This window comes from Amycolatopsis sacchari, from assembly GCF_900114035.1.
Classification (GTDB): domain Bacteria; phylum Actinomycetota; class Actinomycetes; order Mycobacteriales; family Pseudonocardiaceae; genus Amycolatopsis_E; species Amycolatopsis_E sacchari.
The window spans coordinates 278,567-304,399 of the sequence record NZ_FORP01000002.1; the positions used below are offsets into that span (position 1 = coordinate 278,567).

At 71.2% G+C, this 25,833-nt stretch carries 26 protein-coding genes; 12 read left to right on the forward strand and 14 right to left on the reverse strand.

Annotation, left to right across the window (positions count from 1 at the left end):
* Positions 1–371 precede the first annotated feature (371 nt).
* Positions 372–1,412, reverse strand: coding sequence for a cobalt-precorrin-5B (C(1))-methyltransferase (locus BMZ92_RS05385; protein ID WP_091504591.1), 1,041 nt, complete (start codon positions 1,410–1,412; stop codon positions 372–374).
* An 11-nt stretch (positions 1,413–1,423) separates the two neighbouring features.
* Between BMZ92_RS05385 and BMZ92_RS05390 the strand changes: the two genes are divergently transcribed.
* Genes BMZ92_RS05390 through BMZ92_RS05400 form a run of 3 tightly spaced genes read left to right on the forward strand, consistent with a single transcriptional unit; the run spans position 1,424 to position 6,081 of the window.
* Positions 1,424–2,173: a cobalt-precorrin-6A reductase gene (locus tag BMZ92_RS05390; RefSeq protein WP_091504592.1), complete on the forward strand. Its 750-nt coding sequence runs from the start codon at positions 1,424–1,426 to the stop codon at positions 2,171–2,173.
* The gene (gene bluB / locus BMZ92_RS05395; RefSeq protein WP_091504593.1) at positions 2,170–2,850 is read left to right on the forward strand and encodes a 5,6-dimethylbenzimidazole synthase; all 681 of its coding nucleotides are present in this window, start codon (positions 2,170–2,172) and stop codon (positions 2,848–2,850) included. The genes BMZ92_RS05390 and bluB overlap by 4 nt, the downstream gene beginning before the upstream one ends.
* 60 nt (positions 2,851–2,910) lie before the next feature.
* Entirely contained in the window at positions 2,911–6,081 is a 3,171-nt protein-coding gene (locus BMZ92_RS05400) for an arabinosyltransferase domain-containing protein (protein WP_091504594.1), read from the forward strand.
* Positions 6,082–6,097: 16 nt separating this feature from the next.
* Here the strand turns inward: BMZ92_RS05400 and BMZ92_RS05405 are convergent, their stop codons facing one another.
* The gene (locus BMZ92_RS05405; protein WP_091504595.1) at positions 6,098–6,886 is read right to left on the reverse strand and encodes a hypothetical protein; all 789 of its coding nucleotides are present in this window, start codon (positions 6,884–6,886) and stop codon (positions 6,098–6,100) included.
* A 160-nt stretch (positions 6,887–7,046) separates the two neighbouring features.
* Here BMZ92_RS05405 and BMZ92_RS05410 point away from each other — a divergent pair, with 160 nt between their 5' ends.
* Complete coding sequence (locus BMZ92_RS05410) at positions 7,047–8,417, forward strand: alkaline phosphatase PhoX (RefSeq protein ID WP_091504596.1); 1,371 nt, start codon at positions 7,047–7,049, stop codon at positions 8,415–8,417.
* Between the two features lie 105 nt (positions 8,418–8,522).
* Here the strand turns inward: BMZ92_RS05410 and BMZ92_RS05415 are convergent, their stop codons facing one another.
* Genes BMZ92_RS05415 through BMZ92_RS05425 form a run of 3 tightly spaced genes read right to left on the reverse strand, consistent with a single transcriptional unit; the run spans position 8,523 to position 11,685 of the window.
* Positions 8,523–10,013, reverse strand: a complete 1,491-nt coding sequence (locus BMZ92_RS05415) for a precorrin-2 C(20)-methyltransferase (protein WP_091504597.1) — start codon at positions 10,011–10,013, stop codon at positions 8,523–8,525.
* Positions 10,010–10,633 (reverse strand): precorrin-8X methylmutase, encoded by a 624-nt coding sequence (locus BMZ92_RS05420; RefSeq protein ID WP_091504598.1) that lies wholly within the window; start codon positions 10,631–10,633, stop codon positions 10,010–10,012. Before BMZ92_RS05420 ends, BMZ92_RS05415 begins: the two co-directional genes overlap by 4 nt.
* Positions 10,630–11,685 carry a precorrin-3B synthase gene (locus BMZ92_RS05425; protein WP_091504599.1) on the reverse strand — a complete coding sequence of 352 codons (1,056 nt, stop codon included), beginning with the start codon at positions 11,683–11,685 and terminating at the stop codon, positions 10,630–10,632. The genes BMZ92_RS05420 and BMZ92_RS05425 overlap by 4 nt, the downstream gene beginning before the upstream one ends.
* A gap of 162 nt (positions 11,686–11,847) precedes the next feature.
* Between BMZ92_RS05425 and BMZ92_RS05430 the strand changes: the two genes are divergently transcribed.
* From BMZ92_RS05430 to cobN, 4 genes are read left to right on the forward strand one after another with little or no spacing between them, the layout of a single operon-like run.
* Positions 11,848–12,696, forward strand: a complete 849-nt coding sequence (locus tag BMZ92_RS05430) for an ABC transporter ATP-binding protein (protein WP_245782933.1) — start codon at positions 11,848–11,850, stop codon at positions 12,694–12,696.
* Positions 12,693–13,544, forward strand: a complete 852-nt coding sequence (locus tag BMZ92_RS05435; RefSeq protein ID WP_091504601.1) for an ABC transporter permease — start codon at positions 12,693–12,695, stop codon at positions 13,542–13,544. Before BMZ92_RS05430 ends, BMZ92_RS05435 begins: the two co-directional genes overlap by 4 nt.
* Positions 13,541–13,774 carry a helix-turn-helix transcriptional regulator gene (locus BMZ92_RS05440; RefSeq protein WP_091504602.1) on the forward strand — a complete coding sequence of 78 codons (234 nt, stop codon included), beginning with the start codon at positions 13,541–13,543 and terminating at the stop codon, positions 13,772–13,774. Before BMZ92_RS05435 ends, BMZ92_RS05440 begins: the two co-directional genes overlap by 4 nt.
* 38 nt (positions 13,775–13,812) lie before the next feature.
* A complete protein-coding gene (cobN, locus tag BMZ92_RS05445; protein WP_091504603.1) occupies positions 13,813–17,355 on the forward strand; it encodes a cobaltochelatase subunit CobN in 3,543 nt (1,180 codons plus the stop codon).
* Position 17,356: 1 nt separating this feature from the next.
* On the opposite strand, the gene BMZ92_RS05450 is transcribed toward cobN, so the two are convergent.
* The 3 genes from BMZ92_RS05450 to BMZ92_RS05460 are packed head-to-tail and all read right to left on the reverse strand — an operon-like array spanning position 17,357 to position 19,198.
* Positions 17,357–18,451: a serine hydrolase domain-containing protein gene (locus BMZ92_RS05450; protein WP_091504604.1), complete on the reverse strand. Its 1,095-nt coding sequence runs from the start codon at positions 18,449–18,451 to the stop codon at positions 17,357–17,359.
* A gap of 35 nt (positions 18,452–18,486) precedes the next feature.
* Complete coding sequence (locus BMZ92_RS05455) at positions 18,487–18,822, reverse strand: MerR family transcriptional regulator (RefSeq protein ID WP_091504605.1); 336 nt, start codon at positions 18,820–18,822, stop codon at positions 18,487–18,489.
* Positions 18,823–18,826: 4 nt separating this feature from the next.
* Positions 18,827–19,198 (reverse strand): VOC family protein, encoded by a 372-nt coding sequence (locus BMZ92_RS05460; protein ID WP_091504606.1) that lies wholly within the window; start codon positions 19,196–19,198, stop codon positions 18,827–18,829.
* Positions 19,199–19,256: 58 nt separating this feature from the next.
* On the opposite strand from BMZ92_RS05460, the gene BMZ92_RS38550 reads away from it, so the two are divergent.
* Together BMZ92_RS38550 and BMZ92_RS05465 are read left to right on the forward strand one after the other, a co-directional pair.
* Positions 19,257–19,388 (forward strand): hypothetical protein, encoded by a 132-nt coding sequence (locus tag BMZ92_RS38550; protein WP_281245148.1) that lies wholly within the window; start codon positions 19,257–19,259, stop codon positions 19,386–19,388.
* Positions 19,389–19,423: 35 nt separating this feature from the next.
* Complete coding sequence (locus BMZ92_RS05465) at positions 19,424–20,191, forward strand: LamB/YcsF family protein (RefSeq protein WP_177228561.1); 768 nt, start codon at positions 19,424–19,426, stop codon at positions 20,189–20,191.
* Here the strand turns inward: BMZ92_RS05465 and BMZ92_RS05470 are convergent.
* On the reverse strand, positions 20,166–21,392 hold the full coding sequence (locus BMZ92_RS05470; protein WP_091504608.1) for a cytochrome P450: 1,227 nt from the start codon (positions 21,390–21,392) through the stop codon (positions 20,166–20,168). The two genes, BMZ92_RS05465 and BMZ92_RS05470, sit on opposite strands and share 26 nt — an antisense overlap.
* Complete coding sequence (locus BMZ92_RS05475; protein WP_091504609.1) at positions 21,392–22,144, reverse strand: alpha/beta fold hydrolase; 753 nt, start codon at positions 22,142–22,144, stop codon at positions 21,392–21,394. Before BMZ92_RS05475 ends, BMZ92_RS05470 begins: the two co-directional genes overlap by 1 nt.
* Before the next feature lie 78 nt (positions 22,145–22,222).
* Here BMZ92_RS05475 and BMZ92_RS05480 point away from each other — a divergent pair, with 78 nt between their 5' ends.
* Positions 22,223–22,771: a histidine phosphatase family protein gene (locus tag BMZ92_RS05480; protein WP_091504610.1), complete on the forward strand. Its 549-nt coding sequence runs from the start codon at positions 22,223–22,225 to the stop codon at positions 22,769–22,771.
* A 48-nt stretch (positions 22,772–22,819) separates the two neighbouring features.
* Here BMZ92_RS05480 and BMZ92_RS05485 read toward each other — a convergent pair whose 3' ends face one another.
* Genes BMZ92_RS05485 through BMZ92_RS05500 form a run of 4 tightly spaced genes read right to left on the reverse strand, consistent with a single transcriptional unit; the run spans position 22,820 to position 25,290 of the window.
* Positions 22,820–23,053: a hypothetical protein gene (locus BMZ92_RS05485; RefSeq protein WP_091504611.1), complete on the reverse strand. Its 234-nt coding sequence runs from the start codon at positions 23,051–23,053 to the stop codon at positions 22,820–22,822.
* A complete protein-coding gene (locus BMZ92_RS05490) occupies positions 23,050–23,277 on the reverse strand; it encodes a non-oxidative hydroxyarylic acid decarboxylases subunit D (protein ID WP_218153402.1) in 228 nt (75 codons plus the stop codon). Before BMZ92_RS05490 ends, BMZ92_RS05485 begins: the two co-directional genes overlap by 4 nt.
* 14 nt (positions 23,278–23,291) lie before the next feature.
* Positions 23,292–24,716, reverse strand: a complete 1,425-nt coding sequence (locus BMZ92_RS05495) for a non-oxidative hydroxyarylic acid decarboxylases subunit C (RefSeq protein WP_091504612.1) — start codon at positions 24,714–24,716, stop codon at positions 23,292–23,294.
* A 7-nt stretch (positions 24,717–24,723) separates the two neighbouring features.
* Entirely contained in the window at positions 24,724–25,290 is a 567-nt protein-coding gene (locus BMZ92_RS05500) for a non-oxidative hydroxyarylic acid decarboxylases subunit B (RefSeq protein WP_091504613.1), read from the reverse strand.
* A gap of 59 nt (positions 25,291–25,349) precedes the next feature.
* Here BMZ92_RS05500 and BMZ92_RS05505 point away from each other — a divergent pair, with 59 nt between their 5' ends.
* A complete protein-coding gene (locus tag BMZ92_RS05505) occupies positions 25,350–25,754 on the forward strand; it encodes a MarR family winged helix-turn-helix transcriptional regulator (protein WP_091504614.1) in 405 nt (134 codons plus the stop codon).
* The last annotated feature ends 79 nt before the right edge of the window (positions 25,755–25,833 follow it).

The window sequence follows — 25,833 nt, forward strand, 5'->3', positions numbered from 1 at the left end:
CACGAGCTGGCCCACTACAGCAACCGCGCCGCCGCGACCTACCGCGGTTTCGTCCGGATGACCCGGACCTTGGGACAGCTGTCCCGACCGGGCTGGTTCGCGCAGGCGGCGAACATCGCGGACCCGCGCCGGGGCGCGCCCTGCGGGAGGTCGAGGCGCTCGCGCTGGCCGACGCCGGGGACGCGGCAGGCCTGCGCAAGCTGGTTGCCGATGCGAGCCTGCCGCTGGGCTGGCGTCCCTCGGCGAGCGTCACCTGATTTCCGCGTGGGCGAGCCCCAACCGGTCGTGGTGTTGTAGCCAGGCCCGAATTCCAGAGCGTGCCCCTCGAACTGCCCGAGGGGTGACGAGGTCGACCTCCCCGTGGTCGAGGTCTAAGCCCGCCCCACGATGGTCCCCGCGCGGTCGATGACCACGACGTCCACCGCGACCGGCGCCGGGCCCAGCACCTCGACCGCCACCTCCCGCGCCCGCGCCGCCACCAGGTCGCCCAGCGGCAAACCCGCCGCCCGCGCCAGCTCCAGCGCGTGCAACGCGGTGTTCGCCGCCAGGATCTCCTCCCCCACCTCCGGTGCCAGTGACGCCAGCAGCCGCAGGTCCACCTGCGAGCGCTTCGAGTGCAGGTCCAGGTGCCCGGCCGCGAGCTTCGAGAACTTCGCGAACCCGCCGCCCAGCGTCAACCGCGGCACGGGGTGCCGCCGCAGGTACTTGAGCACCGCGCCCGCGAAATCCCCCATGTCCAGCAGTGCGCTCTCCGGCAGCCCGTACAGCTCCGCGACCACCCGCTCCGACGTGCTGCCCGTCGCGCCCGCCACGTGCTCGTGCCCGATCGCCCGCGCCACGTCCACCCCGCGCCGGATGCTGTCGATCCACGCCGAGCACGAGTACGGCACCACCACCCCCGTCGTGCCCAGCACGGACAGCCCGCCGACGATGCCGAGCCTCGGGTTCCACGTCTGCCGCGCGATCTCCTCACCGTCGGGGATCGAGATCTCGACGACCACGTCCCCGCTGCCGTCGTGCTCGGCCGCGACCCGCTGGACGGCCTCCGTCATCAGCCGCCGCGGCACCGGGTTGATCGCCGGTTCGCCCACCGCCAGCGGCAATCCCGGTCGCGTCACCGTGCCGACGCCTTCGCCCGCGCGGAACGTGACCCCGCTGCCCGGTTCGCCCGGCGACACCGTGGACAGGATGAGCGCGCCGTGCGTGACATCGGGATCGTCGCCCGCGTCCTTGATCACGCCCGCGGTCGCGAAGCCGTCGCCGAGGCGTTCGGTCGCCAGCGCGAACGTCGGCCGCTTGTCCTTCGGCAGCCGCACCTCGACGGGATCGGGGAACTCACCGGTGAGCAGCGCGGTGTAGGCGGCGGTCGTCGCCGCCGTCGCACACGCCCCCGTGGTCCACCCGTACCGCATGAACAGGGAGTATGGCTGGCGTGCAGACCGTTCTCGTCCTCGGAGGCACCGGCGAGGCCCGCGCGCTGGCCGCCGGGCTCGTCGAACGTGGCGTACGCGTCGTCTCGTCGCTCGCCGGCCGCGTCGCGAACCCTCGCCTTCCGGTCGGCGAAGTGCGCGTCGGTGGCTTCGGCGGTCCGGACGGTCTCGTGCGCTGGCTGACCGAGAACGGCGTCGTGGCCGTCGTGGACGCCACGCACCCCTTCGCCGAACGCATCGGCGCCTCGGCCGTCGCCGGCACGGCCAAGGCCGGAATTCCGTTGCTGCGCCTGCAACGTCCCGGCTGGCAGGCCGGTCCCGGCGACGACTGGCACTGGGTGGACTCGCTCGACGAGGCCGCGAGGAAGATCACATCCTTCGGCGAGCGCGTCTTTCTGACCAGCGGGCGGCAGGGCCTCGCCGCGTTCGCGGGCTGCACCCGGCAGTGGTTCCTCGCGCGCTGCGTCGACCCGCCGGAGCCGCCACTGCCGCCGAAGATCGAAATCATCCTCGACCGGGGCCCCTACGACGTGCCCGGCGAGACGGCGCTGATGCGCGAGCACCGCATCGACGTGCTCGTCACCAAGGACAGCGGCGGCACCATGACCACCGCGAAACTCCTCGCCGCTCGCGAACGCGGCATCCCGGTCGTCGTCGTGCGCAGGCCCGCGCGTGCGGGCGTCCGCACGGTCGAGGACGTGCCCGCGGCGCTCGCGTGGGTGTCGGCGATGCTGGGGGCATGACCGAAGCCTTCTACGACGTCCTCCGGCGGCGCCGGGACGTGCGCGCCGAGTTCACCGGCGAGCCGATCCCCGGCGACGTGCTCACCCGCGTGCTCGAAGCCGCGCACAGCGCGCCGAGCGTCGGGCTGACCCAGCCGTGGGACTTCGTGCTGGTGCCCGACCGCGGCACCCGCGAGGCCTTCCGCGAGCACGTGCTCGCGGAACGCGAGGTCTTCGCGGATTCGCTCGACGAGGACCGCGCCGCCGTGTTCGACCGGATCAAGATCGAAGGCATCCTCGAATCGAGCCTCGGCGTCGTCGTCACGTACGACCCCGCCCGCGGCGCACCCGACGTCCTCGGCCGCCACGCGATCGCCGACGCGGGGCTGTACTCGGTGTGCCTGGCCATCCAGAACCTGTGGCTCGCCGCGACCGCGGAGGGGCTCGGCGTGGGCTGGGTGAGCTTCTACCGCGAGGATTTCCTGCGCGGACTGCTGGGTATCCCCGACGCGGTCCGGCCCGTGGCCTGGCTGTGTGTGGGCCCGGTGAGCCGGTTGCACGAAACGCCCGATCTGGAGCGGCACGGGTGGCGCTTCCGCCGCCCGCTCGCCGCCGCAACGCATCTCGGCCGCTTCGGCGAACACGCGGGCGTGCATAATCTCTGCCCGACAGAACCCGAAGGAACCTCGACACACTAGGGCGATAGCGTTCGTGCAATGTGGATGGCCAGCAGGACGCCGACAGTCTCCTCTTCCGAGGTGACCGATCCGGAGCAGCCGCGCCCGGAGCAGGCACCGCAGACCAGGCCCGGTACCAGACTGTGGCACTGGTTGTCCGTCGTGCTCGGCCTCTTCGCGGCCGCGTGCGCGATCGCGTACCCGTTCCTGCCGGTCGTGCAGGACACGGCGCGCATCACGTGGCCGGTCGGCAGCGACACGCGTCCGGTGAACGCGCCGCTGACCGGGTACTGGGCGCAGGACATGCGCGTCGACCTGCCGTGCCCCACGATCCAGTCGCTCAACTCGCGCCTGCCGGGCGGCGGGCTGCTGTTCTCCACCGTGCCCAGCGCGCGCACGGGCAACGGCGCGGGTGTGTTCCTGCGCGTGCAGGACGGGGTGCTCACGGCGTTCAGCCGGGGGCAGCAGGTGGCCCGCCAGCCGCTGCCCGCGTCGGGCTGCGACGTCACGTTCACCTCCAGCGCCACCCACACGACGCTGACGGTCGCCGGTTCCCCGGTCTACGACTCGGGCGGTGACGTCCGGCCGCGCGTCATCGGCATCTACACGGATCTCACGTCCGACCGCGACCCGATCGCCGGGCTGAACGTGTCGATCACGCCGGACACGCGGTACCAGTCCTCGCCGACGGGGCTCAAGGTCGGCATCGGCGTGTTCGGGATCCTGTCGCTGCTCGGCTGCCTGATCGCGGTGAACCGGCTCGACCGCGGGCGCGCCCGGCGCGCGCCACGCTGGGCGCCGGTCGGCTGGTGGAAGCTCACGCCGCGCGACTTCACGGTCTTCGGCGTGCTGGGCGCGTGGGTGTTCATCGGTCCGGTGACCTCCGACGACGGCTACATCCTGACCATGGCGAGGGTCGCCGACCAGTTCGGCTACCTGACCAACTACCACCGCTGGTTCGGCGTCGCCGAGGCCCCGTTCGGCTGGAACGACCACATCTACGAGGCGATGGCGGCGGTGTCCACGGTGCCGCCGTGGATCCGGCTGCCGTCGTTCCTCATCGGCCTCATCTGCTGGCTGCTGATCAGCCGCGAGGTCATGCCGCGGCTGGGCAACCAGGTCCGGCAGAGCCCGGCGGCGAGCTGGGCCGCCGCGATGGTGTTCCTGGTGTGGTGGCTGCCGTTCAACAACGGCGTGCGCCCGGAGCCGTGGGCGGCGCTCGGCTCGCTGCTCGCGCTGTGCGCGGTCGAGCGGACGCTGGTCACCCGGCGCCTGCTCCCGCTGTGCCTCGGGTTGCTGGCGGCCGCGTTCGCGCTGGCCGCGACGCCCACCGCGCTCATCGCCGTGGCGCCGTTCCTGGTCGCCGCGAAGCCGCTGTTCCACATGCTGCGCACGCAGGCCCGCGACTCGGGCTGGCTGTCGGTGCTCGCGCCGATCGCGGCCGCCGGGTTCACCGTGCTCATCGTGGTGTTCGCCGACCAGACGTTCGCGACGGTGGCGGAGGCGACCAGACTGCGGGGCAACGTCGGCCCCAACCTGCCCTGGTACAACGAACTTTCCCGGTACGAGCTGCTGTTCGCCGACAGCGCCGACGGGTCCATGACGCGCCGGTTCCCGGTGCTGCTGCTGATCTTGTGCACGGGCGCGTGCCTCGTGGTGCTGCTGCGCCGCGGGCGCATCCAGGGCGCCGCGCTGGGCCCGGCCCGCCGCCTCATCGGCACCACCGCGTTGTTCTTCCTGCTGCTGGCGCTGACGCCGACGAAGTGGACCCACCACTTCGGCGCGTTCGCCGCGGTGGGTTCGGCGATGGCGGCGCTCACGGCGCTGGCGACCAGCTCGACGGTGCTGCGGTCCAAGCGCAACCGGGCGGCGTTCACCGCGGGGCTGCTCGCGGTCGCCGCACTGGCCGCGACGGGGCCGAACGCGTACTGGTTCGTGTCGAGCCTCGGGGTGCCGTGGTTCGACAAGGCGCCGTCGATCAAGGGCTTCCACCTGTCCACGGTGCTGCTGTTCGCGGCGGCCGTGGCGGCGGTGATCGCGTTCGTGGAGAACGTGCGGGCGCAACGGCCCGGCCTGCTGCCGCCCCCCACCCAGGAACGGCGGCTGCGCGCGCTGCGGCTCGGCTCGCTGTCGCTCGTCGTGGTCTGCGGGCTCGTCGTCGCGTTCGAGTTCGCGAGCATGGGCAAGGCGATCCAGAAGCAGTGGGGCAGCTACAGCCTCGGCGCGGCGAACGTGGCGCACCTGGTGTCGACCAGCTGCAACCTGTCCGACCACGTGATGGTGGAGCAGGACCCGGTGTCGAGCGTGCTCAAGCCGGTCGCCGCGCAGACCGTGCCGGTGGAGCAGCAGCAGTCCAACTCGGGGCTGCCGCCCGCGCAGGAGGACAACGGCAAGACGCAGACCGGGTTCCACTCGAGCGCGCAGGACAGCGACGACCCGTTGAGCGGGCCGCCGCACGGGTTCACCACGAGCACCGTGCCGATGTGGAGCAGCTACCACGAGAGCGGGACGACGCCGACGGGCAGGCTGCGCACGGACTGGTACCAGCTGCCCGAGAACCGCGCGGGCGCGCAGGTCGTCGTCGCCGTCGCGGCGAAGTCGGGCAAGGCGACGAGCGTCGCGCTGGAGTTCGGCACCCAGACGCCGGAGGGCGTGAAGGTCGCCCGGACGGACACGGTGCTGCCGCAGGGCGTGGGCACGACGTCGGGCAGCAGCACGGACACCGGCAAGTGGGCCGACGAACGCGTCCAGCTCGACAACGTCCCGGCGGACCAGACGCTGGTGCGCGTGGTCGCGAAGGACGACGACGTGACCGACGACGGCTGGGTGGCGGTGACCGCGCCGCGCGTGCCGACGTTCACGACGCTGACGCAGCGCGTCGGCAACGCCCCGGTGTACATGGACTGGCCCGCGGCGTTCGTGTACCCGTGCATGAACCCGGTGACCTCGCACGACGGCATCTCGCAGGTGCCCGCGTACCGGATCACGGCGGGCACGCTCGCCCCGGAGGCCGGCATCGCGGACAACATCGGCGGTGGCCCGAACGGGTGGCTGGAAGAGGTCGCGAGCGAACCCGAGGTGCCGAGCTACCTGGAGGGCGACCCGGGCCAGTCGTGGGGCCAGCTGATCCAGATCGAGCCGTACACGGAGGGCACGACGCCGCACGTCGAGCACGGTGAGAAGACCGTGTGGGGCTGGTGGTCGCCGGGCCCGGGCCCGCAGCAGCCGAACGGCTCCACGCCGACGCGCTGACGGTCGTCACTGATCCTCAGTGCGAAGGCGTCGAGCGGGTCACCGTGAGCAGCAGGGGAACGCCGGCGCCTTCGCGGGCGGCCAGGTCGGCGAGGAAGCCACCGAGCCAGCCGATCGCGTCCAGCGACCACTCGGAAAGCGTCCCCTGGAAGGTCACGCGGTGCCTCGGTGGACCGAGCCACATCTCGTCGGGCAGCGGCGGCGGCAGGGGCTCCTGGTCGACCAGGGCCCCGCACTGGAAGACGTTCTGGTTCAGGCTGCCCAGCCACCGGTGAATCCGCTGGGCCACGGAAGGGATGACCGGGTCCTGACCGCTGTCCAGTGTGACGCTCACCGGCGTCACCGCCCGCACGTCGTCGAACCAGGCCGCGGTGGACAGCGACGGCATCCGGGCGTGCTGCGGACGCGCCGAGATGTCCAGGCTGTTCGCCGGTAGCAGCACTTGTGCCGCGTCGAGCCGCAGTGTGCCAAGCCTTACTGTGACATCCCGGGCGCAGCAGAGGAACGGTTGCACCGGCAACGACCTGTCGCCGGGCACCGGGTCAACCCCCACCTGAAACCAGGTGACGAGCGAAGACCCGGGAGTCGCCAGGGGATGCTCCCGCCCGGCGTCATTCATGCCCCACAAGTGGTCGAGCCAGCCCATTGCCCGCGACCGGTCGTGAAACTGGATGTACGGGTCGCGATCGGTGACCCAAACCCCGTCCGGACGCGGGGCCAACTCGCCATACACTGCGGCGAACAGGGTTCCCGCGACTCCACGGGAACCCTGCGCCCGGCCCGGGCGAGGCTCGTTGCTCGTCAACCCGTCCCCTCGTCGTCGACCCCGTGATCGGCAGGACGATACTCCGGCCGGGTCCCGACGCGCTGACGATCGTTCGCCCGTTGTTGGGCTGGATGTCCGGCTCCCGTCGCCGCCGCGCGTTTGGATGCCCTGGTCACCAACTTCGATCAGGGAGGCCGGCATGGCACTCACCAGACGGGATCTGCTGCGCACGGGCGCGCTGGGCATCGCGGTGGCGGGCAGCATCGACGCGATCGCCGCGCCGGTCGCGTCCGCGAACGTGCGCCGCCCCACCGGTTACGGTCCGCTCGTCGACGACCCGGCCGGGCTGCTCGCGCTGCCGAGGGAGTTCTCCTACCGGGTGGTGGCGCAGGCCGGGGTGACGACGCTGGAGAGCGGCCACCCGACCCCGAGCGACGCGGACGGCACCGCGTGCTTCCGCGACCGCAGCGGGTTCGTGCTGGTGAACAACCACGAGATCGGGGGCGACGAGCCTTTCCGGGTGCCGACGTTGCCGGGGATCACCTACGACCCGGGTGCCGGGGGCGGGACGACGAACATCCTCGTCGACCACTGGGGGCGGCGCGTGCGCGAGTACGCGAGCCTGGCGGGCACGCACAACAACTGCGCGGGCGGGCACACGCCCTGGGGCACCTGGCTGACGTGCGAGGAGACCGAACAGCGCGCGGGCGGCGTGTACCAGAAGGACCACGGGTACGTGTTCGAGGTGGACCCGTTCGACCGGCGTGCCAACGAAAACCCGGTGCCGCTGAAGTTCCTGGGCCGCTACTCGCACGAGGCCGTCGCCGTGGATCCGCACGACTCGACGATCTACCTGACGGAGGATGCCAGCGGCCCCAACGGTTTGTACTTCCGGTGGACGCCGCCGAAGGGCTTCCGGGGTCGCCGGGGCGCGCTGCGGCAGTTGCAGCTGACCGAGGGTGACAACGCGGGGCGCCTGCAGGCGATGAGCTGTTTCAAGGGCGGCAAGCACATCGACGACCTGTCGGAGGCCACGCGCCCGGGCACACGGTACCGCGTCAAGTGGGTCGACGTGCCGGAGCGGGACGCCAAGGAAGTGTCGGTGCGCAAGCAGTTCACGGCGGGCCAGGTGACGCACAGCCGGAAACTGGAAGGCGCCTACTGGGGTGACGGCGGGGCCTACTTCGTCGCCAGCTACGCCAGGGCTTCCGACGGAAGTGTCAACGAACACGACGGCCAGGTGTGGTTCTACGACCCGCGCACGGAAACGGTCGAGCTGAAGACCATCTTCGGCGTGAACCCGGACCCGGACGCCGACACCGACTACGACGGTCCGGACAACATCACCGTCTCCCCGCACGGCGGCCTCATCCTGGCCGAAGACGGTGAGGGCCTGTCCCACCTCGTCGGCGTGACGGACACGGGCAAGGCGTACCCGATGGCAAGGAACGAGCTGAACGACAGCGAGTTCACCGGCCCCACGTTCAGCCAGGACGGCAGGATCCTGTTCGCGAACATCCAGTCCCCGGGGTATGTCTTCGCCATCACGGGGCCTTGGCACCGGTGGTGAACAAGCCCCAGAGTCGGGTGATCATCCCGTCGCCGGCCCGTCCGGCGAGGACATTTTTTGTCTTTTTCCCAAGGTGACCACCGGGGTCCACCGGCGGTGAGGCCTTTAGTACGTGCGTGGGGTCCAGACCTGGCCGTTCGTCACCGTTGTTTTGCTGGAGCCGATGATCAGCAGGCATCGCATGTCTACTGTGGACGGATCCAGGTCACCCAGGGTGGTGATCCTGATGTCTTCTTCCGGGCCGCCGACGTCCCGTGCGATGACTACTGGGGTGGCTTGGGTGCGGTGGGTCAGCAGTATTTCCCGTGCCTGGGCCAGTTGTGTGGTCCGGGTGCGGGAGGCCGGGTTGTAGATCGCCACCACCATGTCCGCTTCACCCGCCGCATGCAGGCGCTTTTCGATGATCTCCCAGGGCTTCAGGCGATCCGACAGCGAAATGACGCAGTAGTCGTGGCCGAGGGGTGCTCCTACCCGTGACGCGGCTGCCTGCGCGGCCGTCACGCCCGGCAGGACGCGCACCGGCACCGGGGCCTCCAGTTGCGCCGCCTGTTCCAGAACCGCCGAGGCCATCGCGAAAACACCCGGATCGCCCGATGACACGACGGCCACGCGGGCACCGGCCTGCGCCAGGGAAAGCGCTTCCCGTGCCCGGTCGGCCTCCACGCGGTTGCCCGAGGCGTGCCGCTGCTGGCCCGCGCGCTGCGGGACCTTCGCCAGGTACGGGCCGTACCCCACCAGGTGTTCCGCGCCCTCCAGCGCCTCCGCCGCCTCCGGCGTCAGCCACTGCGGACCCGCCGGGCCCAGGCCGACGACCACGACCTCGCCGCCGTCCGCCGGTTCCGGCGCATCCGAGACAACCGGCGATTTCCGTGCGGCATAAGCAGGACTGGGCACCAGCGCGAGCGAGAAGTACGGTACCGACTCCGGATCGACCTCAGCGAACGGCTCGATCCGCTGGGCCTCCCACGTGGCCCGCTCGACGTAGTAAGCGTTTTCCAGCTTCCCCGACTCCGCCAGCGCCTCACGCACCGAACCGAACGTGCGCCCCAGCTTCAGCACCGCCGCCGCATCCGTGTCCGCCAGCCGCCTTGCCAGTTCCGGGGCCGGGAGCGTGCCCGGCAGGACCGTCAGCACCTCGTCCCGCTGCACCAACGGGCGGCCGAGCACCGAGGACGCCGCCGAAACCGACGTCACCCCCGGCACGGCCTCCGCCTCGTACCGGTCGCACAACCGCTCGTGCATGTACATGTAGGAGCCGTAGAAGAACGGATCACCCTCACACAGCAGTACCACGTCACGCCCGGCGTCCAGGTGCTCCGCGAGCCGCTTCGCGCTCAGCTCGTAGAACTCCGCGATCGCACCCTCGTACCCGCCGGGATGATCGGTCGTCTCCGTCGTCACCGGGTACACGAGCCGCTCTTCGATCTGCCCGTCCCGCAGGTACGGCTCGGCGACCGAACGCGCGATGCTGCGACCGTGCCGCGCACTGTGGTACGCGATCACCTGCGCCTCGCTGATCAACCGCGCCGCCTTGACGGTCAGCAGCTCCGGGTCCCCCGGCCCGAGCCCGACACCCCACAGCTTCCCGGTGCTCATTCGACTTCACTCGCCAACGCGTTCACCGCGGCGACGGCCATCGCACTGCCGCCCCGCCTGCCGTGCACCACCAGGTACGGCGCCGGCGCCCGCTTCACCAGTTCCACTTTGGACTCCGCCGCCCCGACGAACCCCACCGGCACCCCGATGATCGCCGCGGGCACACCGGCACCTTCCTCCAGCATCTCCAGCAGCCGGAACAACGCGGTCGGCGCGTTGCCGATCGCGACGACCGAGTCCGCCAGGCGGTCCCGCCACAGCTCCAGCGCCGCCGCCGAACGCGTGGTGCCCAGCCGTTCCGCGAGGCCCGGCACCCGCGGGTCGGACAGGGTGCACACGACCTCGTTGTCCGCGGGCAGCCGCCGCCGCGTGATACCGCTGGCGATCATGTGCGCGTCACACAGGATGGGCGCGCCCGCCCGCAGCGCGGCCCGCGCCGACTCGACGACCTCCAGCGAGTACCCCAGATCGTCCACCAGGTCCACCATGCCGCACGAGTGGATCATGCGCACCGCGACGGGCTCCAGGTCCTCCGGCAGGATCGCGACGTCGGCCTCGTCGCGGATCGTGGCGAACGAGTGGCGGTAGATCTCCGCCCCGTCCTTCAGGTAGTCGATCACCGGTTTCCCTTCTGTCCCAGCACATCCACCAAAGCCCCGGCGGGCACCCACGCCCCTTCGACGAGGTAACCGTCCTCCGCCGCCACCACGTCGACCGCGTCCCGCGGCTTCCCGCACCGCCGCTCACACCCCGAGAAATGCGCCCGCACGGACACCCGCCGCGCGTCCGCGCGCACGTCCGCCCGCGACTTCGCGCACCCCGGCCGCCCGATGCACGCGCTGACCCGGCTCGCACTCGACAACGCCGCCAGCTCGGGCCGGTACTCGGGCACCACGACGCTGCGCCACGGCGTGACCACCACATCGGTGCCGAACAACCGCAGCTGCTCCGCCGTCAACTGCCCGAACAACGGCGCCACGCACAACCCGCGCCGCCCGTCGTCCCGCACAAAAGGTCCCGCCTCCACCGGGCGCGCGGGCCGGCGAGCGCCGGAAAACCCCGGCAGCTCCCGCATCCGCCACGCGCTGCCGCGGATCTCCAGGAACCGCAGCGCTTCCCGCACCAGGGTGGCCACCGCCTCCGCGCGAGGCACCCGCTCTCCGGGCTTTCCGGCCCGCAACAGCACGCCGTCCCGCTCGTCGAGGGCCTGCCAGCACAGGTCCGCGTCCTCCGCCGCGACGTCCCCGCGCCCGTCGTCGAGCGCGAACAGGAACCGGCCCGGCAGCGCGGCCAGCGCGGGCTCCGCGCACACCGCCGCGTCCAGCGCCGCCACCAGCGGCCGCACGTCCACGAGCCCGCCGGCCAGCCCGCTCAACGGCGACGCGAGGAAGTTCCGGACGCGTTCGTGCGTGGGCGCGGGCAGCAAACCCGCGTCCGACAGCCGTCCGACCAGCTCCCCGGTGTCACGCGCGAGGCCGCGCAGCTGCACGTTCCCCCGCGAGGTCAGGTGCACCGAACCGTCGCCCAGCTCCTCCGCGCACGATGCCAGCACGGCCAGTTGCGCGGCGGTGATCCGGCCGCCGGGCAGGCGAACCCTGGCGAGCGCGCCGTCCGCGGCGTCGTGCGTCGAGAAGACGCCAGGACAGGCGTCTGGACGGGCTCGGTGGGGCATGGTGCTCACTGTAATCCTTGGATCGAAGATAGTAGGTCTGCTACATTTCCCCGCATACCAGCTACAGGGGGAAGAAGGACTATGACAGTTCTGAACGGTCCTCGGGGGGTGACGGACCCCGTGCGCACCGACACCACCGTGCTCGAAGTGCGTGACCTGCGGATGCGCTACGGCACGCAGGATGTGTTGAAGGGCGTGGACTTCACCGCGCGGCGCGGCGAGGTCCTGGCGCTGCTCGGGCCGAACGGCGCGGGCAAGACCACCACGGTCGAGATCCTCGAAGGCTTCCGCATGCGCTCCGCGGGGGACGTGCGCGTCCTCGGCGTCGACCCGGCCCGCGGTGACGAGGCGTGGCGCGCCCGCATCGGCGTCGTGCTCCAGTCGTGGCGCGACCACGCGAAATGGCGCGTGCGGGAGCTGCTCGCGCACCTCGGCTCCTACTACCGCGACTACTCGACCGACCACATCCGGCGCCCGTGGGACACCGACGAGCTGATCGAGGCCGTCGGGCTGACCCAGCACGCGCACAAGCGCACGGGGTCGCTGTCCGGCGGCCAGCGGCGCAGGCTGGACGTCGCGATCGGCATCGTCGGCCGCCCCGAGCTGCTGTTCCTCGACGAGCCGACGGCCGGGTTCGACCCGGAGGCCCGCCGCGAGTTCCACGACCTCGTGCACCGCCTGTCCGACGACGAGGACACGACGATCCTGCTCACCACGCACGACCTGGACGAGGCGGAGAAGCTCGCCGACCGGATCCTGATACTGGCGGGCGGTTCGATCATCGCGAACGGTTCGGCGGACGAGCTGTCGCGGCGCATGTCCACCGAGGCCGAAGTGCGCTGGACCCGTGACGGCCAGCGGTACGTGCACACCACCACGCAGTCGACGAAGTTCGTGTACGAGCTGTTCCAGCAGTACGGCGAGGAGATCGCCGATCTGGAGGTGCGCCGGGCGAGCCTGGAGGACACCTACATGGCGCTGGTGCACCGGTTCGAGGAGGGGGCGCGATGAGCCCGCTGAGCGGCGCCGTGCGGGCCGGGGTGGTCCGCGGCCGCATCGAGCTGCGGCAGACGTTCACCAACGTCCAGGACCTGTGGGCGTACCTGTTCCCGGCCGTCGCGCTGACGGTCGTGATGATCTTCATGCGCGGCGCGTCCGTGCCGGGGATGAACTTCCAGCTCAGCTCGCTGACCCTGCCCAGCGTGCTGGGCATGAACATCGCGTTCGCCGGGCTGGTCAACCTGAGCCAGCAGCTGGTCACCGAGCGCGAGGACGGCACGCTGCTGCGGGCGAAGGCCGTGCCGAACGGCATGATCGGCTACCTCGTCGGGAAGATCGTGCAGGTGGCCGGCATGTCACTGGTGGGGTGCGTACTGGTGTTCATCCCCGGGCTGTTCGTGACGCACGGGCTGGAACTCGGGGCCGGTTCGTGGCTCGCGCTGCTCGGCGTGGTCGTGCTGGGGCTCGTCGCGACCATGCCGCTCGGCGCGGTCCTCGGCTCGCTGCTGGCCAGTCCCCGCAGCATGGGCCTGGTGATGCTGCCGATGATGGGGATGGTGGCCATCTCCGGGATCTTCTACCCGATCACGGGCCTGCCCTCGTGGCTGCAGGGCGTCGGGCAGGTCTTCCCGGTCTACTGGGTGGGCCTGGGGATGCGCTCGGCGCTGCTGCCGGACGCGTTGGCGGCGGTGGAGGTCGGGCACTCGTGGCGGCACCTGGAAACGGTCGGCGTGCTGGGCGCGTGGGCCGTGGTCGGCCTGGTACTGGCGCCGGTGGTGTTGCGTAGGATGGCGCGGCGCGAGTCCGGCTCGACCGTGGCCGCTCGCAAGGAGAAGGCGTTGCAGCGGATGCCGGGATGAGCGAGACGATCTACAACCGCATCGCCATGCTGCGTGCCGAGCGGGGCATCTCGCGGCGGCAGCTGGCGGAGGCGCTGGGCGTGCACTACCAGACGGTCGGCTACCTGGAACGCGGCGAGTACAGCCCGAGCCTCTACCTGGCGCTGAAGATCGCGCAGTACTTCGAGGTCGGCGTGGAGGTGATCTTCTCCACTGAGCCGTTCCCCCGGCTCGGGGAGCGATCGGCCTGACGACCCCTAGAGTGAGGGATGACCAAAGGAGGCCCAGCGTGATCCTGCTGCTGTCCACTTCGGACACCGACCTGCTCAGTGCACGGGCGAGCACCGCCGAGTACCGGCTGGCGAACCCGGCCAGGCTCGACCTCGCCGAGCTGCCCGCGTTGCTCGACGGCGTGCCCATCGTCGTCGTCCGGATCCTGGGTTCGGCGCGGACGTGGCAGGAGGGGCTGGACACCGTGCGCGCGAGCGGGGCGCACGTGGTGGTGCTCGGCGGGGAGCAGACGCCGGACGCGGAGCTGATGGAGCTCTCGACCGTCCCGGCGGGCATCGCCACCGAGGCACACGCGTACCTCGCGCAGGGCGGCCCGGAGAACCTGACCCAGCTGCACCGGTTCCTCTCCGACACGCTGCTGCTCACCGGTGACGGCTTCGAGCCGCCCGCGCCGCAGCCGATGTGGGGTGTGCTCGACCGCGAGCGCCGCCGCACCGAGGGCCCGGTCGTCGCGATCCTGTACTACCGCGCGCACCACCTGTCCGGGAACACCGCGTTCGTCGAGGCGCTGTCCCGCGCGGTGGAGGACGCGGGCGGCCAGGCGCTGCCGATCCACTGCGCGTCGCTGCGCTCCCGTGAGCCGGAGCTGATGGCGGAGCTGGCGAAGGCCGACGCGTTGCTGGTCACGGTGCTCGCGGCGGGCGGCACCCGGCCGTCCGAGGCCGGTGCCGGTGGCGACGACGAGGCGTGGGACGTCTCCGAGCTGGCCGCGCTCGACGTGCCGATGCTGCAGGCGCTGTGCCTCACCAGCGACCGCGACACGTGGGCCGCCAACGACGAGGGACTGTCCCCTTTGGACGCCGGGAACCAGATGGCGGTCCCGGAGTTCGACGGACGGCTCATCACGGTCCCGTTCTCCTTCAAGGAACTCGACTCCGACGGGCTGCCCCACTACGTGCCGGACGCCGAGCGCGCGTCCCGCGTCGCGCGCATCGCGCTGGCCCACGCGCGGCTGCGGCACACCCCGCCGGCCGAACGGCGTATCGCGCTGATGCTGTCGGCGTACCCCACGAAGCACTCCCGGGTGGGCAACGCCGTCGGCCTCGATACCCCCGCGTCGGCGGTGAAGTTGTTGCGCCGAATGATCGAACAGGGTTACGACCTCGGCTCGGAGCCGTTCCCCGGCGTCGAGTCCGGCGACGGTGACGAGCTGATCCACGCGCTGATCGCCGCGGGCGGGCAGGACCCGGAGTGGCTCACCGAGGAACAGCTGGCGGGCAATCCGATCCGCGTGCCCGCCGCGCGCTACCGCGAGTGGTTCGCGCGGCTGCCCGAGGAGCTGCGCGCCGAGATGGAGCAGCACTGGGGTCCGCCGCCGGGGTCGTTGTACGTCGATGACGGCGACATCGTGCTGGCCTCGCTGCAGGCGGGCAACGTCGTGCTGATGATCCAGCCGCCACGCGGGTTCGGGGAGAACCCCGTCGCGATCTACCACAACCCCGACCTGCCGCCGAGCCACCACTACCTCGCCGCGTACCGCTGGCTGGAGGAGGAGTTCGGCGCGCACGCGGTGGTGCACCTGGGCAAGCACGGCTCGCTGGAGTGGCTGCCGGGCAAGACGGCGGGCCTGTCGGCGTCGTGCGCGCCGGACGCCGTGCTGGGCAACCTGCCGCTGATCTACCCGTTCCTCATCAACGATCCCGGCGAGGGCGCGCAGGCCAAGCGCCGGGCGCACGCCACGATCGTCGACCACCTCATCCCGCCGATGGCGCGCGCCGAGAGCTACGGCGACCTCGCGCGCCTGGAGCAGCTGCTCGACGAGCACGCGAACATCGCGGCGATGGACCCGGCGAAGCTGCCCGCGATCCGCGCGCAGATCTGGACCCTCATCCAGGCCGCGAAGCTCGACCACGACCTCGGTGTGGCGGAACGCCCGCACGACGCGGAGTTCGACGACTTCCTGCTGCACATCGACGGCTGGCTGTGCGAGGTGAAGGACGCGCAGATCCGCGACGGCCTGCACGTCCTGGGTGAGGCGCCGACCGGTGAGGCGCGCGTGAACCTCGTGCTGGCCATGCTGCGCGCGCAGCAGATGTGGGGCGGCAAGGCCGGTGCCGTGCCGGGCCTGCGTTCCGCGCTGGGCCTCAAGGAGGACGCACCACTGTCCGATGTGGACGCCATCGAGGCGACCGCGCGACAGCTGGTGCTGGACATGGAGGCCGCGAACTGGTCCGTGGACGCGATCACGGCCGAGGAGCCGGTCGCTTCGGTGCTGCGTTTCGCGGCGACGGAGATCGTGCCGCGCCTGGCGGGCACCACGGCGGAGATCGACGCGGTGCTGCACGCGCTCGACGGCGGCTACATCCCGGCCGGGCCGAGCGGTTCTCCCTTGCGTGGCTTGGTGAACGTGCTGCCCACGGGCCGGAACTTCTACACGGTCGACCCGAAGGCGATCCCGAGCCGCCTGGCGTGGGAAACGGGCCAGGCGCTGGCGGACTCGTTGCTGCGCCGCTACCGCGAAGACACGGGCGACTGGCCGCGGTCCGTGGGCCTGTCGGTGTGGGGCACGTCCGCGATGCGCACGTCGGGCGACGACGCGGCGGAGGTGCTGGCGTTGCTGGGCGTGCAGCCGGTGTGGGACGAGGCTTCGCGGCGGGTCACCGGCCTGGAGCCGATCCCGCTGGCCGAGCTGGGCCGTCCGCGCATCGACGTGACCGTGCGGATCAGCGGCTTCTTCCGCGACGCGTTCCCGCACGTGATCGACCTGATGGACGACGCGGTGCGGCTCGTGGCCGCGTTGGACGAACCCGTTGAGCAGAACTACGTCCGTGCGCACTATCTGTCCGACGTGGAGGCCCACGGCGACGAACGCCGTGCCACCACGAGGATCTTCGGCTCCAAGCCGGGCGCGTACGGTGCGGGCCTGCTGCCGTTGATGGACTCCGGCAACTGGCGGGACGACGCCGACCTGGCCGAGGTGTACGCGACGTGGGGCGGGTACGCGTACGGCCGTGAGCTGGACGGCAAGCCCGCGCGGGAGGACATGGAGAGCTCGTACCGGCGGATCGTGGTGGCGGCGAAGAACACCGACACGCGTGAACACGACATCGCCGACTCGGACGACTACTTCCAGTACCACGGCGGGATGATCGCGTTCACGCGTGCGCTCACCGGGCAGGCGCCGGCGTCGTACATCGGCGACTCGACATCGCCGGACGCGGTGCGCACGCGCTCGCTGCACGAGGAGACGGCACGAGTGTTCCGCGCGAGGGTCGTCAACCCGCGCTGGCTGGCCGCGATGCGCAAGCACGGCTACAAGGGCGCGTTCGAACTCGCGGCGACGGTGGACTACCTGTTCGGCTTCGACGCCACGGCGGGCGTGGTGCAGGACTGGATGTACGAGAAGCTGTCCGAGTCGTACGTGCTGGACCAGCAGAACCAGGAGTTCCTGGCGAAATCCAACCCGTGGGCGCTGCGGGGCATCATCGAGCGCCTCACGGAGGCCGCGGACCGCGGCCTGTGGGCCGAGCCGGACCCGGCTCTGCTGGACCAGCTGCGCGAGGTCTACCTCCGCACGGAGGGCGACCTGGAGGGCGAGTAGGTCAGGAGGCGCCCAACGCGCGGTACACCGCCTCCACGTACTCCCGGCTCCGCCGCGACCCGAGGATGCCCGGCGCCATCCTGTTCATCACGTACGCGATGGTCACCCGCCGGTCCAGGTCGAGGATCGCCATCGAACCGCCCCAGCCGCCCCAGTATGCGACGCGGCCGGGTGGCACCTCGGGCAGCGTCCTCGGGTCGCTGAGCGCGAAACCCATGCCCCACCGGAGGTGCAGGCCGTTGACGAGGTCGATCCCGTTGGACTGCTCCTCGAAGATGCGGTCGACGGTCGCCGGGGTGAGCAGGTGCGGGATCGCCGACAGGATCCGCGCGACCGAGCGCGCGTTGCCGTGCCCGTTGGCCGCACCGATCTCCGCCGTCCGCCACTCCGTGCTGTTCGCCTCCTCGGCGGCCACGGCGGGTCCCGCGAATGTGCGTGCGGCCGGACTTTCCGGGTCGAGACCGTCCAATGCGGACGGTGGTGGTGGCACGATCTCCGCGACGCGCGGCCAGTCCTCGCGGCGGACGCCGAGCTGGAAGTCCGCGCCGAGCGGCCCGGCGACCTCCTCGGCGACGAACTGCCCGAGCGTCTTCCCGGTGACCCGCCGGACGAGTTCGCCGAGCAGGTGCCCCTGGCTGAACAGGTGGTAACCCGACGCGCTGCCGGGCTCCCACCACGGTGCCTGTGCCGCCATCCTGGCGGCGGCCTTCTCCGCGTCGTACAGGTCGGTCAGCGTCGCGGGCTGGTCCAGTCCGGACACGCCGGAAGTGTGCCCGAGGATGGCACGGACGGGGATGTCCTGCTTGCCGTTGGCCGCGAACTCCGGCCAGTACGCCGCCACGGGGGCGTCGAGATCCAGCAGCCCCCGGTCGGCGAGGACGAGCACCGACACGGCGGTGACGAGCTTCGTGATGGACCAGACGTTGACGATCGTGTCGGCTTCCCACGGTCGCGTCCTCGCCGGGTCCTGGTATCCGCCCCAGAGGTCCACGACGGGCTCGCCGCCGACGTCCACGAAGATCGAGGCGCCCAGTTCCTCGCCGGTGCCGAGATTGCGTTCGAGCGCGGCCCGCACCTCGGTGAAGTCATGTGTCATGACCCCAGCTTCGGGGCCTCACACCGGTGTGAAGGTCAAGCACCGATTTCGTCGAGGTACCTCAGCACCGCGTCGCGCCGCTCGGTCAGCTCTCCGATGCGCGCCCCGAGCGTCTCGGCACGACGCCGCAGCGCGGCCACCAGCTCCGGGCAAACCGGCCCACCGAGGTGGGGCATGGCTTTGCGGATGAGCCGCGTGGGCAGCCCGGCGTCCACCAGCTCGCGGATCTGCCGGATGCGCGCGAGGCCCTCCTCGCAGTAGACGCGGTAGCCGTTCGCGTCGCGCCCGGGGACGATCAGTTCCTGCTCCTCGTAGTAGCGCAGCAGGCGTCGCGGCACCCCGGTGCGGGCCGTCACCTCACCGATCCGCACGGGGTCAACCCCGCATCCACAGGCAGAACGGGTGCCCCGCCGGGTCGAAGCACACGCGCACGTCGTCCTGCGGCTGGAACTCCGCCACGGTCGCCCCGGCGCCGGTGGCCAGCGCGACGGCGGCGGGCAGGTCGTCGACCTCGATGTCGAGGTGCAGCTGCATCTGCTGGTCCTCGCGGCCGGCGGGCCACACCGGCGGCGTGTGCTCGGTTTCGAGCTGGAAGGACAGGCCGGCGCTGCCGTCCTCGGGCCGCAGGGTGACCCACTCGGGCTCGTCCGTGCGGATCGGCCAGCCGAGCAGCTCCTGGTAGAAGACCGCCAGCCCGTGCGGATCCGGCGTGCCCAGGACGGTGGAGGTCAGCTTGAGTCGCGTCACGTGATCGAGGGTAGGACGAATTAGGCTCGGACACCGGGCGAACACGGAGGGGACGCGAGTGGACAACTACGACATCAAGAAGGCCGGTCAGGACTTCGTCGTCGGCCCGCTGGAGGGGCTCTGGCGGGCCGACGACCCGTCCGTCTTCCTCACGCGCCGGAAGGACGCGCGAGACTCAGGACGATCCTGAGGCAGCACGACCACACACGAAGGGGACGCGAGTTGATCGACCTGAACAGTGACCTCGGCGAGGGCTTCGGCATCTGGCCCCTCACCCACGACGACGCGCTGCTGGACATCGTGACCAGCGCGAACGTCGCGTGCGGCTTCCACGCGGGCGACCCCAGCGTGCTGCGCCGGGTCACGACGCGGGCCGCCGAGCGGGGCATCGCGGTCGGGGCGCAGGTGGCTTACCGCGACCTCGCCGGGTTCGGCCGCCGGTTCATCGACGTCGACCCCGCCGAGCTGGTCAACGACGTGATCTACCAGATCGCCGCGCTCGACGGGTTCGCCCGCGTCGCGGGGACGCGTGTGAGCTACGTGAAGCCGCACGGTGCGCTGTACAACGCGATCGTCCACCACGCCGAGCAGGCCGCGGCCGTCGTGGAGGCGGTGCGCAGTTACGACGCGTCCTTGCCCGTGCTGGGCCTGCCGGGCTCGGAATGGCTTCGCCAGGCCGAAAACGCGGGGCTGCGCACCGTCCGGGAGGCCTTCGCCGACCGCGCGTACACCCCCGAAGGGACGCTCGTTTCACGCCGTCGGCCCGGCGCGGTCGTGCACGACGCGGAGGAGGTCGTGCGGCGCGTCGTGCGGATGGCCACCGAGGGCACGGTGACCGCGATCGACGGCAGCGTCGTCGAGGTCGAGCCGGACTCGGTGTGCGTGCACGGCGACACGCCCGGTGCCGTCGAGATCGCGCGCGGCGTGCGGGACGCGCTCGTGCGGGAGGGCGTGGAGTTGCGCCCGTTCACCAGCACAACGGCAGGTGCGTGATCCCGTTGATGAAGTTCGACGTCAGGTGCCGCACCGGCCCGTCGAGCCGCGCCTCGGGCAACCGCAGGAACTCGCGGAAGAACAGCCGCAGCTGAAGCCTGCCGAAGTGCGCGCCGAGGCACAGGTGCGGCCCCTGCCCGAACGCGAGGTGGTCGTTGGGCTCGCGGGAGACGTCGAAGCGGTACGGATCGGGGAAAGCGCGCTCGTCGAAGTGCGCAGACGCGAAGTACACCACCACTTTGTCGCCCTCGCTGATGCGCTGCCCGCCCAGTTCCGCGTCGCGGGCGGCGGTGCGGCGGAACGTGAGCACGGGCGGGTGCCAGCGCAGCATCTCCTCGACGGCGCTGGGCAGCAGGGCGGGATCGGCGCGCAGCCGCCGGTACTCCTCCGGGTGCTCGACGAGCGCGAGCACGCCGCCGGGCAGTGCGCTGCGGACGGTGTCGTTGCCCGCGATCACCAGCAGGAAGAAGAACATCTGCAGCTCGGCGTCGTCGAGCGCGCGACCGTCCACTTCGGCCTGGACAAGCGCGGTCATCAGGTCGTCGGCGGGCCGGGCGCGCTTCTCCTCGGCGAGTTGCCGGGCGTAGGCGAACATGTCGGCGAGCATCGCCGGTGAGCGCGGGTTGATCGGCTTCCCCTGCTCGTCACGCACGATCTCGGCGTGTTCGGGGTCCTGGTAGCCGATGACGCGGTTCGTCCACTTGAGGAGCAGACCGCGGTCCTCGGCCGGCACGCCGAGCAGGTCGGAGAGGTTGAGCAGCGGGAAGTCGTCGGTGACGTCGACGGGCAGGTCACACCGGCCGTCGACGCCGGCGAGGAGTTTCCTGGCGCGCTCGGCGATCTGGTCGGCGAGGCGTTCCAGTCTGCGGCGCGTGAACACCGCGGAAACGATGCGCCGCAACCGGTTGTGCTCCGGCGGGTCCATGTTGAGGATCATGCGGCGGATGAACGCGAGGTCGTCCGGCTCGGGGTCGCGGATCTGTGTCGCGCCGAGCCAGGACGAGTAGATCTCGGGGGTGCGCAGGACGTGCCGGACGTCGGCGTAGCGGGTCACAGCCCAGAAACCGGGCCCCGCGGGCCAGCCCAGCACCTCGGGTTCGTCCTGCCAGCACACGGGTTCGGTTTCGCGGAGGCGGCGGAACTCCTCGTGGGGCAGGCCGCGTGCGAACACCCTCGGGTCGAAGACGTCCGCGCGCGTCATCAGTGCTGGTCCAGGAAGACTTCGATCGCGTTGGCGAGTGTCACCGGCACCTCGTCGGCCGCGTAGTGCCCGGCGTCGGGCAGCACCTCCAGCTCCAGCTTGGGGTACCACTGGGCGAACGTGGTGAGCATCGTCTGCTCGCCCAGCGCGGGGTCGTGCTCGCCGACGAACACCTTGATCGGCACCTCGGCGCCGATGATGCGCTCGGAGAAGTCGGTGTGCGCCCAGGCTTCCAGGTAGTCGGCGAAGGCTTCGCGGTCGGAGTTCTCCTCGGAGTGCAGGACCATCCCGTCGAGCCACGCGTCGGGGTGGCGGCCGCCGGTGGTGAAGTCGATGATCGTGCGGCGTTTCGCGGAGTCGCCCGGCGCGCCGGAGAACAGCTGCCACGTCTCGTCGTCGAAGGGCACGCCGCTCGCGGGCACGGGCGAAACGCCGACCAGCGCGCGGACGCGCTCGGGGGCGTCGGCGTAGACCCACTGCATGACGCTGCCGCCCATCGAGTGCCCGACGAGGGAGAACCGCTCGGCGCCGCGCTGGTCCGCGAGGGCGAGCACGTCGGCGGCGGCCTCGGCGATGGTGTGCTCGCCGGGCTCGTCCCGCCGCGAGCCGTAGCCGCGGTAGTCGGGGAAGACGTAGGTGAACCGCTCGGCGTCCAGGTGCGGGATCAGGTTGCCCCACGCCCCGCCGGACCCGAACCACCCGTGCAGGACGAACACGATGTGCCCGCCGGTACCGACAACGTTGCTGGTCACGCGCGCCTCCTCCTCGAGCCAAGTCCGAGCTTGGCACAACACCCGCCGATCCGCACCGGTTCTGGCAGGCTCCCGGGGATGGCGGACCACTTGCTGTACGTGGCGCGGCACGGCGAAGCGATCGACGAAGGCGAGCTGAGCGAGACCGGACGGCGGCAGGCGGCGCTGCTCGGGCGGCGGCTGCGGGAGGTGCCGCTCGCGGCGGTTTCCCACAGCCCGCTGCCGCGCGCGGTACGGACGGCGCGGCTGCTGGCGGCGGAGCTGCCGGGCGTGCCGGTCGTGGAGGCCGGGGAACTCGGCGACTACCCGCCGCCCGTCCCGGACGAGCTGCCGCCGGTGTACGCGGAGTTCGTCCGGCAGTTCTCCCCCGCGGAGCTCGCGTCCGGCGCGCGCCTGGCGGCCGCCGCGATCGCGCGGTTCGCCGTGCCGACGGCCGAGGAGCGGCACGAGCTGGTCGTCACGCACAACTTCCTCGCGGCGTGGTTCGTCTGCCACGCGCTCGACGCCCCTCCGGGCCGTTGGCTGGGCCTGAACCAGGACAACTGCGCCCTCACGGTCATCCGCTACCGCCCGGACCGGCCGCCGTCGCTGCTCGTGTTCAACGACAGCGGCCACCTCCGGAGGTGAAAAGGCGGGCCGGTGACGCACCCAAACCCAAGCCACCGGCCCGCCCGGCTAAACGCCCGGCACCCGCCGATGGTGCCGGAACGGCCACTGGTGCACGGGCCGCGCGAGCAGCTCCGCCGGCGGGTCCGGCAGCCGCTCCACGCCGCGGGCGATGACGACGATCCGGTCCTCCCCGCCGAGGTAGATGTCGGCTTCCCGCCGCACCGTCGCCTCGACCCAGCGCAGCAGCTCCTCCCGCCGGCCGGGCACCGCGCGGACCTCCCACATCAGCGTGTCGCTCACCGGGCGGCTCGCAGCGGCGGGATCGCCGGGACCTCGGGCGCGTTGTCGAGATCGGCCCGCGTCATGCGGAACTCCGCCGGGTACAGCTCACGCCGCGTGCGGCGCGCGGGTTCCGTGGTGCGCCACGTGTACAGGCACAGCCGACACTGGTGCACCTCCCACACACCGGGCACCGGCGAATCCGCCAGCTTCTCCAGGGCCTCGTGACCACAACGGGGACACATCAGCGAAATTCTCCTTACCGGTTGGCGAGCATGCCCTGCAGCTTGGCCAGCCACGCGCCCGCCTCGGGCAGGTCACGCACCGGCTGGCTGTAGTGGCCGCGGTTGTCGGGGGCGACCGGGGTGGTCGCGTCGATGATCAGCTTGTTCGTGATGCCCGCCGGCTGCGAGCCGGGATCCAGCTCGACCACGGGCAGGTTGGGGATGTTGACGATGTCGCCCGCCGCGTTGACCTTTGTGGACAGTGCCCACATGACCTGCGGCAGGTTGAACGGGTCCACGTCCTCGTCCACCATGATCACCATCTTGAGGTAACCGAGTCCGTGCGGCGTCGTCATCGCCCGCATCCCGACGGCCTTCGCGAACCCGCCGTAGCGCTTCTTCGTCGAGACGATCGCGAGCAGCCCGTGCGTGTACATCGCGTTGACCGCCTGCACCTCGGGGAACTCGCGCTTGAGCTGCTGGTACACCGGCACGCACGTGCTCGCGCCGATGAGGTAGTCGACCTCCGTCCACGGCATGCCGAGGTACAGCGACTCGAAGATGGGATTGCCGCGGAAGGAAATCCGGTCGATCCGCACCACGGTCATGCTGCGGCCACCCGAGTAGTGCCCGGTGAACTCGCCGAACGGGCCCTCGATCTCGCGCTTGCGCCCCTCGATCACGCCCTCCAGCACGACCTCCGCGCCCCACGGCACGTCGAGCCCCGTCAACGGCGCGGTCGCGATCGGCGCGGGCGCGCCCCGCAGCGCGCCGGCCATCTCGTACTCGCTCTGGTCGTAGGCCATCGGGGTGCTCGCGACGATCGTCATCACCGGGTCGTTGCCCAGCGCGATCGCGACCGGCAGGTCCTCACCCACCTCCTCGGCCTTCGCCAGGTGCAGCGCGATGTCGTGCATCGGCACCGGCTGCAGGCCCAGCTTCGCGCGGCCCTTGACCTCCATCCGGTACACGCCGACGTTCTGCTTGCCGAAGTGCTCGGGGTCCTCGGGATCACGCGAGATCACCGCGGCCTTGTCGAGGTAGAAACCACCGTCCCCGTCGTTGAGCCGGAACAGCGGCAGCACCTCGAACAGGTCGACGTCGTCGCCTTCCAGGGTGTTCTCCGCCCACGGCGGGTTTTCCCGCCGCTCCGGCGGGACCGGGAACGTCTCCCAGCGGCGGATGAACTCCGCCACCTGGTCCTTCACCGGCATGTCGGCGGGCAGGCCGAGCGCGAGCGCGTGGTTGGCCCAGGAACCGTGCACGTTCAACGCGATCCGCGCGTCGGTGAAGCCGGTGACGTTGTCGAAGTACAGCGCGGGCGCGCGGTCGCCGAGGCGGGCGGCGGCGTTCGCGGCGGCACCGAGATCGGGCTCGGCGTCCACCTGCTCGGTGACGCGCAGCAGCTGCCCTTCGCTGTCGAGGGTGTCCAAAAAGGACCGGAAATCGTCGAAGGCCATGGTTCTCCTATCGGTGCAGGCCGGCCCAGCGACGGGCCCGTGGTGCGGGCAGGTCGAACTGGTCCAGCACGCGGGCGACGATGTGGTCGAGCACGTCGTCCACGGACTCGGGGTGGTTGTAGAAGGCGGGCATCGGCGGCACGATCGCGACGCCCATCCGCGCGAGCGCGAGCATGTTGTCCAGGTGGATCTCGCTGAGCGGGGTTTCCCGCGGCACCAGCACGAGCTTGCGGCGTTCCTTGAGCACGACGTCCGCGGCCCGCCCGACGAGCCCGTCGGCGTACCCGGCCCTGATCCCGGCCAGCGACTTCATGCTGCACGGGATCACGACCATCCCGTCGGTGCGGAACGAACCCGACGAGATGCCGGCCGCCTGGTCACCGGAGCCGTGCACGACGTCGGCGAGCTTGGCGACCTCCCTCGCGCGGTAAGGGGTTTCGAGCTCGATGGTGGTGCGCGCCCAGCGGCTGAGCACCAGGTGCGTCTCGACGTCGGCCAGCTCGTGCAGCGCTTCGAGCAGGCGCACGCCCAGCGGCGCCCCGGTCGCTCCCGTCATCCCCACGATCAACCGCACGGCACCCTCCTCGCGATGGTTCGTATGCGAACCTTTCGTGTTCACACTACCATCGGTGCATGTCCCGGGTCGACGAAGCGGTGTTCCACCTCATGCGGCGCGTGCTCCAGGAGCACGGCGCGCGCTGGCAGGCGAGGCTGCCGAACCTGACGAAACCCCAGTACGCGGTGCTGGTCGTGATCGACGAGGGCGAGGAGGTCGACCAGGCCACGGTGGGCCAGCAGGCGGCCATCGACAAGGCGACGCTGGCCGGGCTGATGTTGCGGATGGAGCAACGCGGGCTGATCACGCGCACGGTCGGCACGGACCGCCGCCGCCGGATCCTGCGCCTGACCGACGCCGGCCGCGAGGCCCTCCACGCGGCGAAACAGGTCGCGGACGCGGTGAACGGCTCGATGCTCAGCCGCCTCGACGCCGAAGAGCACGAGCGGCTGCGCGCACTGCTGGCGAAGCTGGCGGACTAGTACTTTCCGCCTATCCCGGAGTCCCCGAAGATCGGATGTGCTCACCGGGCGCCGTCGGCGATCGTGGAACCACGAGAGA

What these genes read in the sequence shown, in the direction of transcription:
- BMZ92_RS05505 (WP_091504614.1), top strand. Translation starts at nt 25,350, where the DNA reads ATGTCCCGGGTCGACGAAGCGGTGTTCCACCTCATGCGGCGCGTGCTC.
- BMZ92_RS05425 (WP_091504599.1), bottom strand. Translation starts at nt 11,685, where the DNA reads ATGCCCCACCGAGCCCGTCCAGACGCCTGTCCTGGCGTCTTCTCGACG.
- BMZ92_RS05415 (WP_091504597.1), bottom strand. Translation starts at nt 10,013, where the DNA reads ATGAGCACCGGGAAGCTGTGGGGTGTCGGGCTCGGGCCGGGGGACCCG.
- BMZ92_RS05390 (WP_091504592.1), top strand. Translation starts at nt 1,424, where the DNA reads ATGGCTGGCGTGCAGACCGTTCTCGTCCTCGGAGGCACCGGCGAGGCC.
- BMZ92_RS05410 (WP_091504596.1), top strand. Translation starts at nt 7,047, where the DNA reads ATGGCACTCACCAGACGGGATCTGCTGCGCACGGGCGCGCTGGGCATC.
- bluB (WP_091504593.1), top strand. Translation starts at nt 2,170, where the DNA reads ATGACCGAAGCCTTCTACGACGTCCTCCGGCGGCGCCGGGACGTGCGC.
- BMZ92_RS05430 (WP_245782933.1), top strand. Translation starts at nt 11,848, where the DNA reads ATGCGCTACGGCACGCAGGATGTGTTGAAGGGCGTGGACTTCACCGCG.
- BMZ92_RS05470 (WP_091504608.1), bottom strand. Translation starts at nt 21,392, where the DNA reads ATGACGCGCGCGGACGTCTTCGACCCGAGGGTGTTCGCACGCGGCCTG.
- BMZ92_RS05480 (WP_091504610.1), top strand. Translation starts at nt 22,223, where the DNA reads ATGGCGGACCACTTGCTGTACGTGGCGCGGCACGGCGAAGCGATCGAC.
- BMZ92_RS05450 (WP_091504604.1), bottom strand. Translation starts at nt 18,451, where the DNA reads ATGACACATGACTTCACCGAGGTGCGGGCCGCGCTCGAACGCAATCTC.
- BMZ92_RS05495 (WP_091504612.1), bottom strand. Translation starts at nt 24,716, where the DNA reads ATGGCCTTCGACGATTTCCGGTCCTTTTTGGACACCCTCGACAGCGAA.
- BMZ92_RS05440 (WP_091504602.1), top strand. Translation starts at nt 13,541, where the DNA reads ATGAGCGAGACGATCTACAACCGCATCGCCATGCTGCGTGCCGAGCGG.
- BMZ92_RS05385 (WP_091504591.1), bottom strand. Translation starts at nt 1,412, where the DNA reads ATGCGGTACGGGTGGACCACGGGGGCGTGTGCGACGGCGGCGACGACC.
- BMZ92_RS05490 (WP_218153402.1), bottom strand. Translation starts at nt 23,277, where the DNA reads ATGTGTCCCCGTTGTGGTCACGAGGCCCTGGAGAAGCTGGCGGATTCG.
- BMZ92_RS05435 (WP_091504601.1), top strand. Translation starts at nt 12,693, where the DNA reads ATGAGCCCGCTGAGCGGCGCCGTGCGGGCCGGGGTGGTCCGCGGCCGC.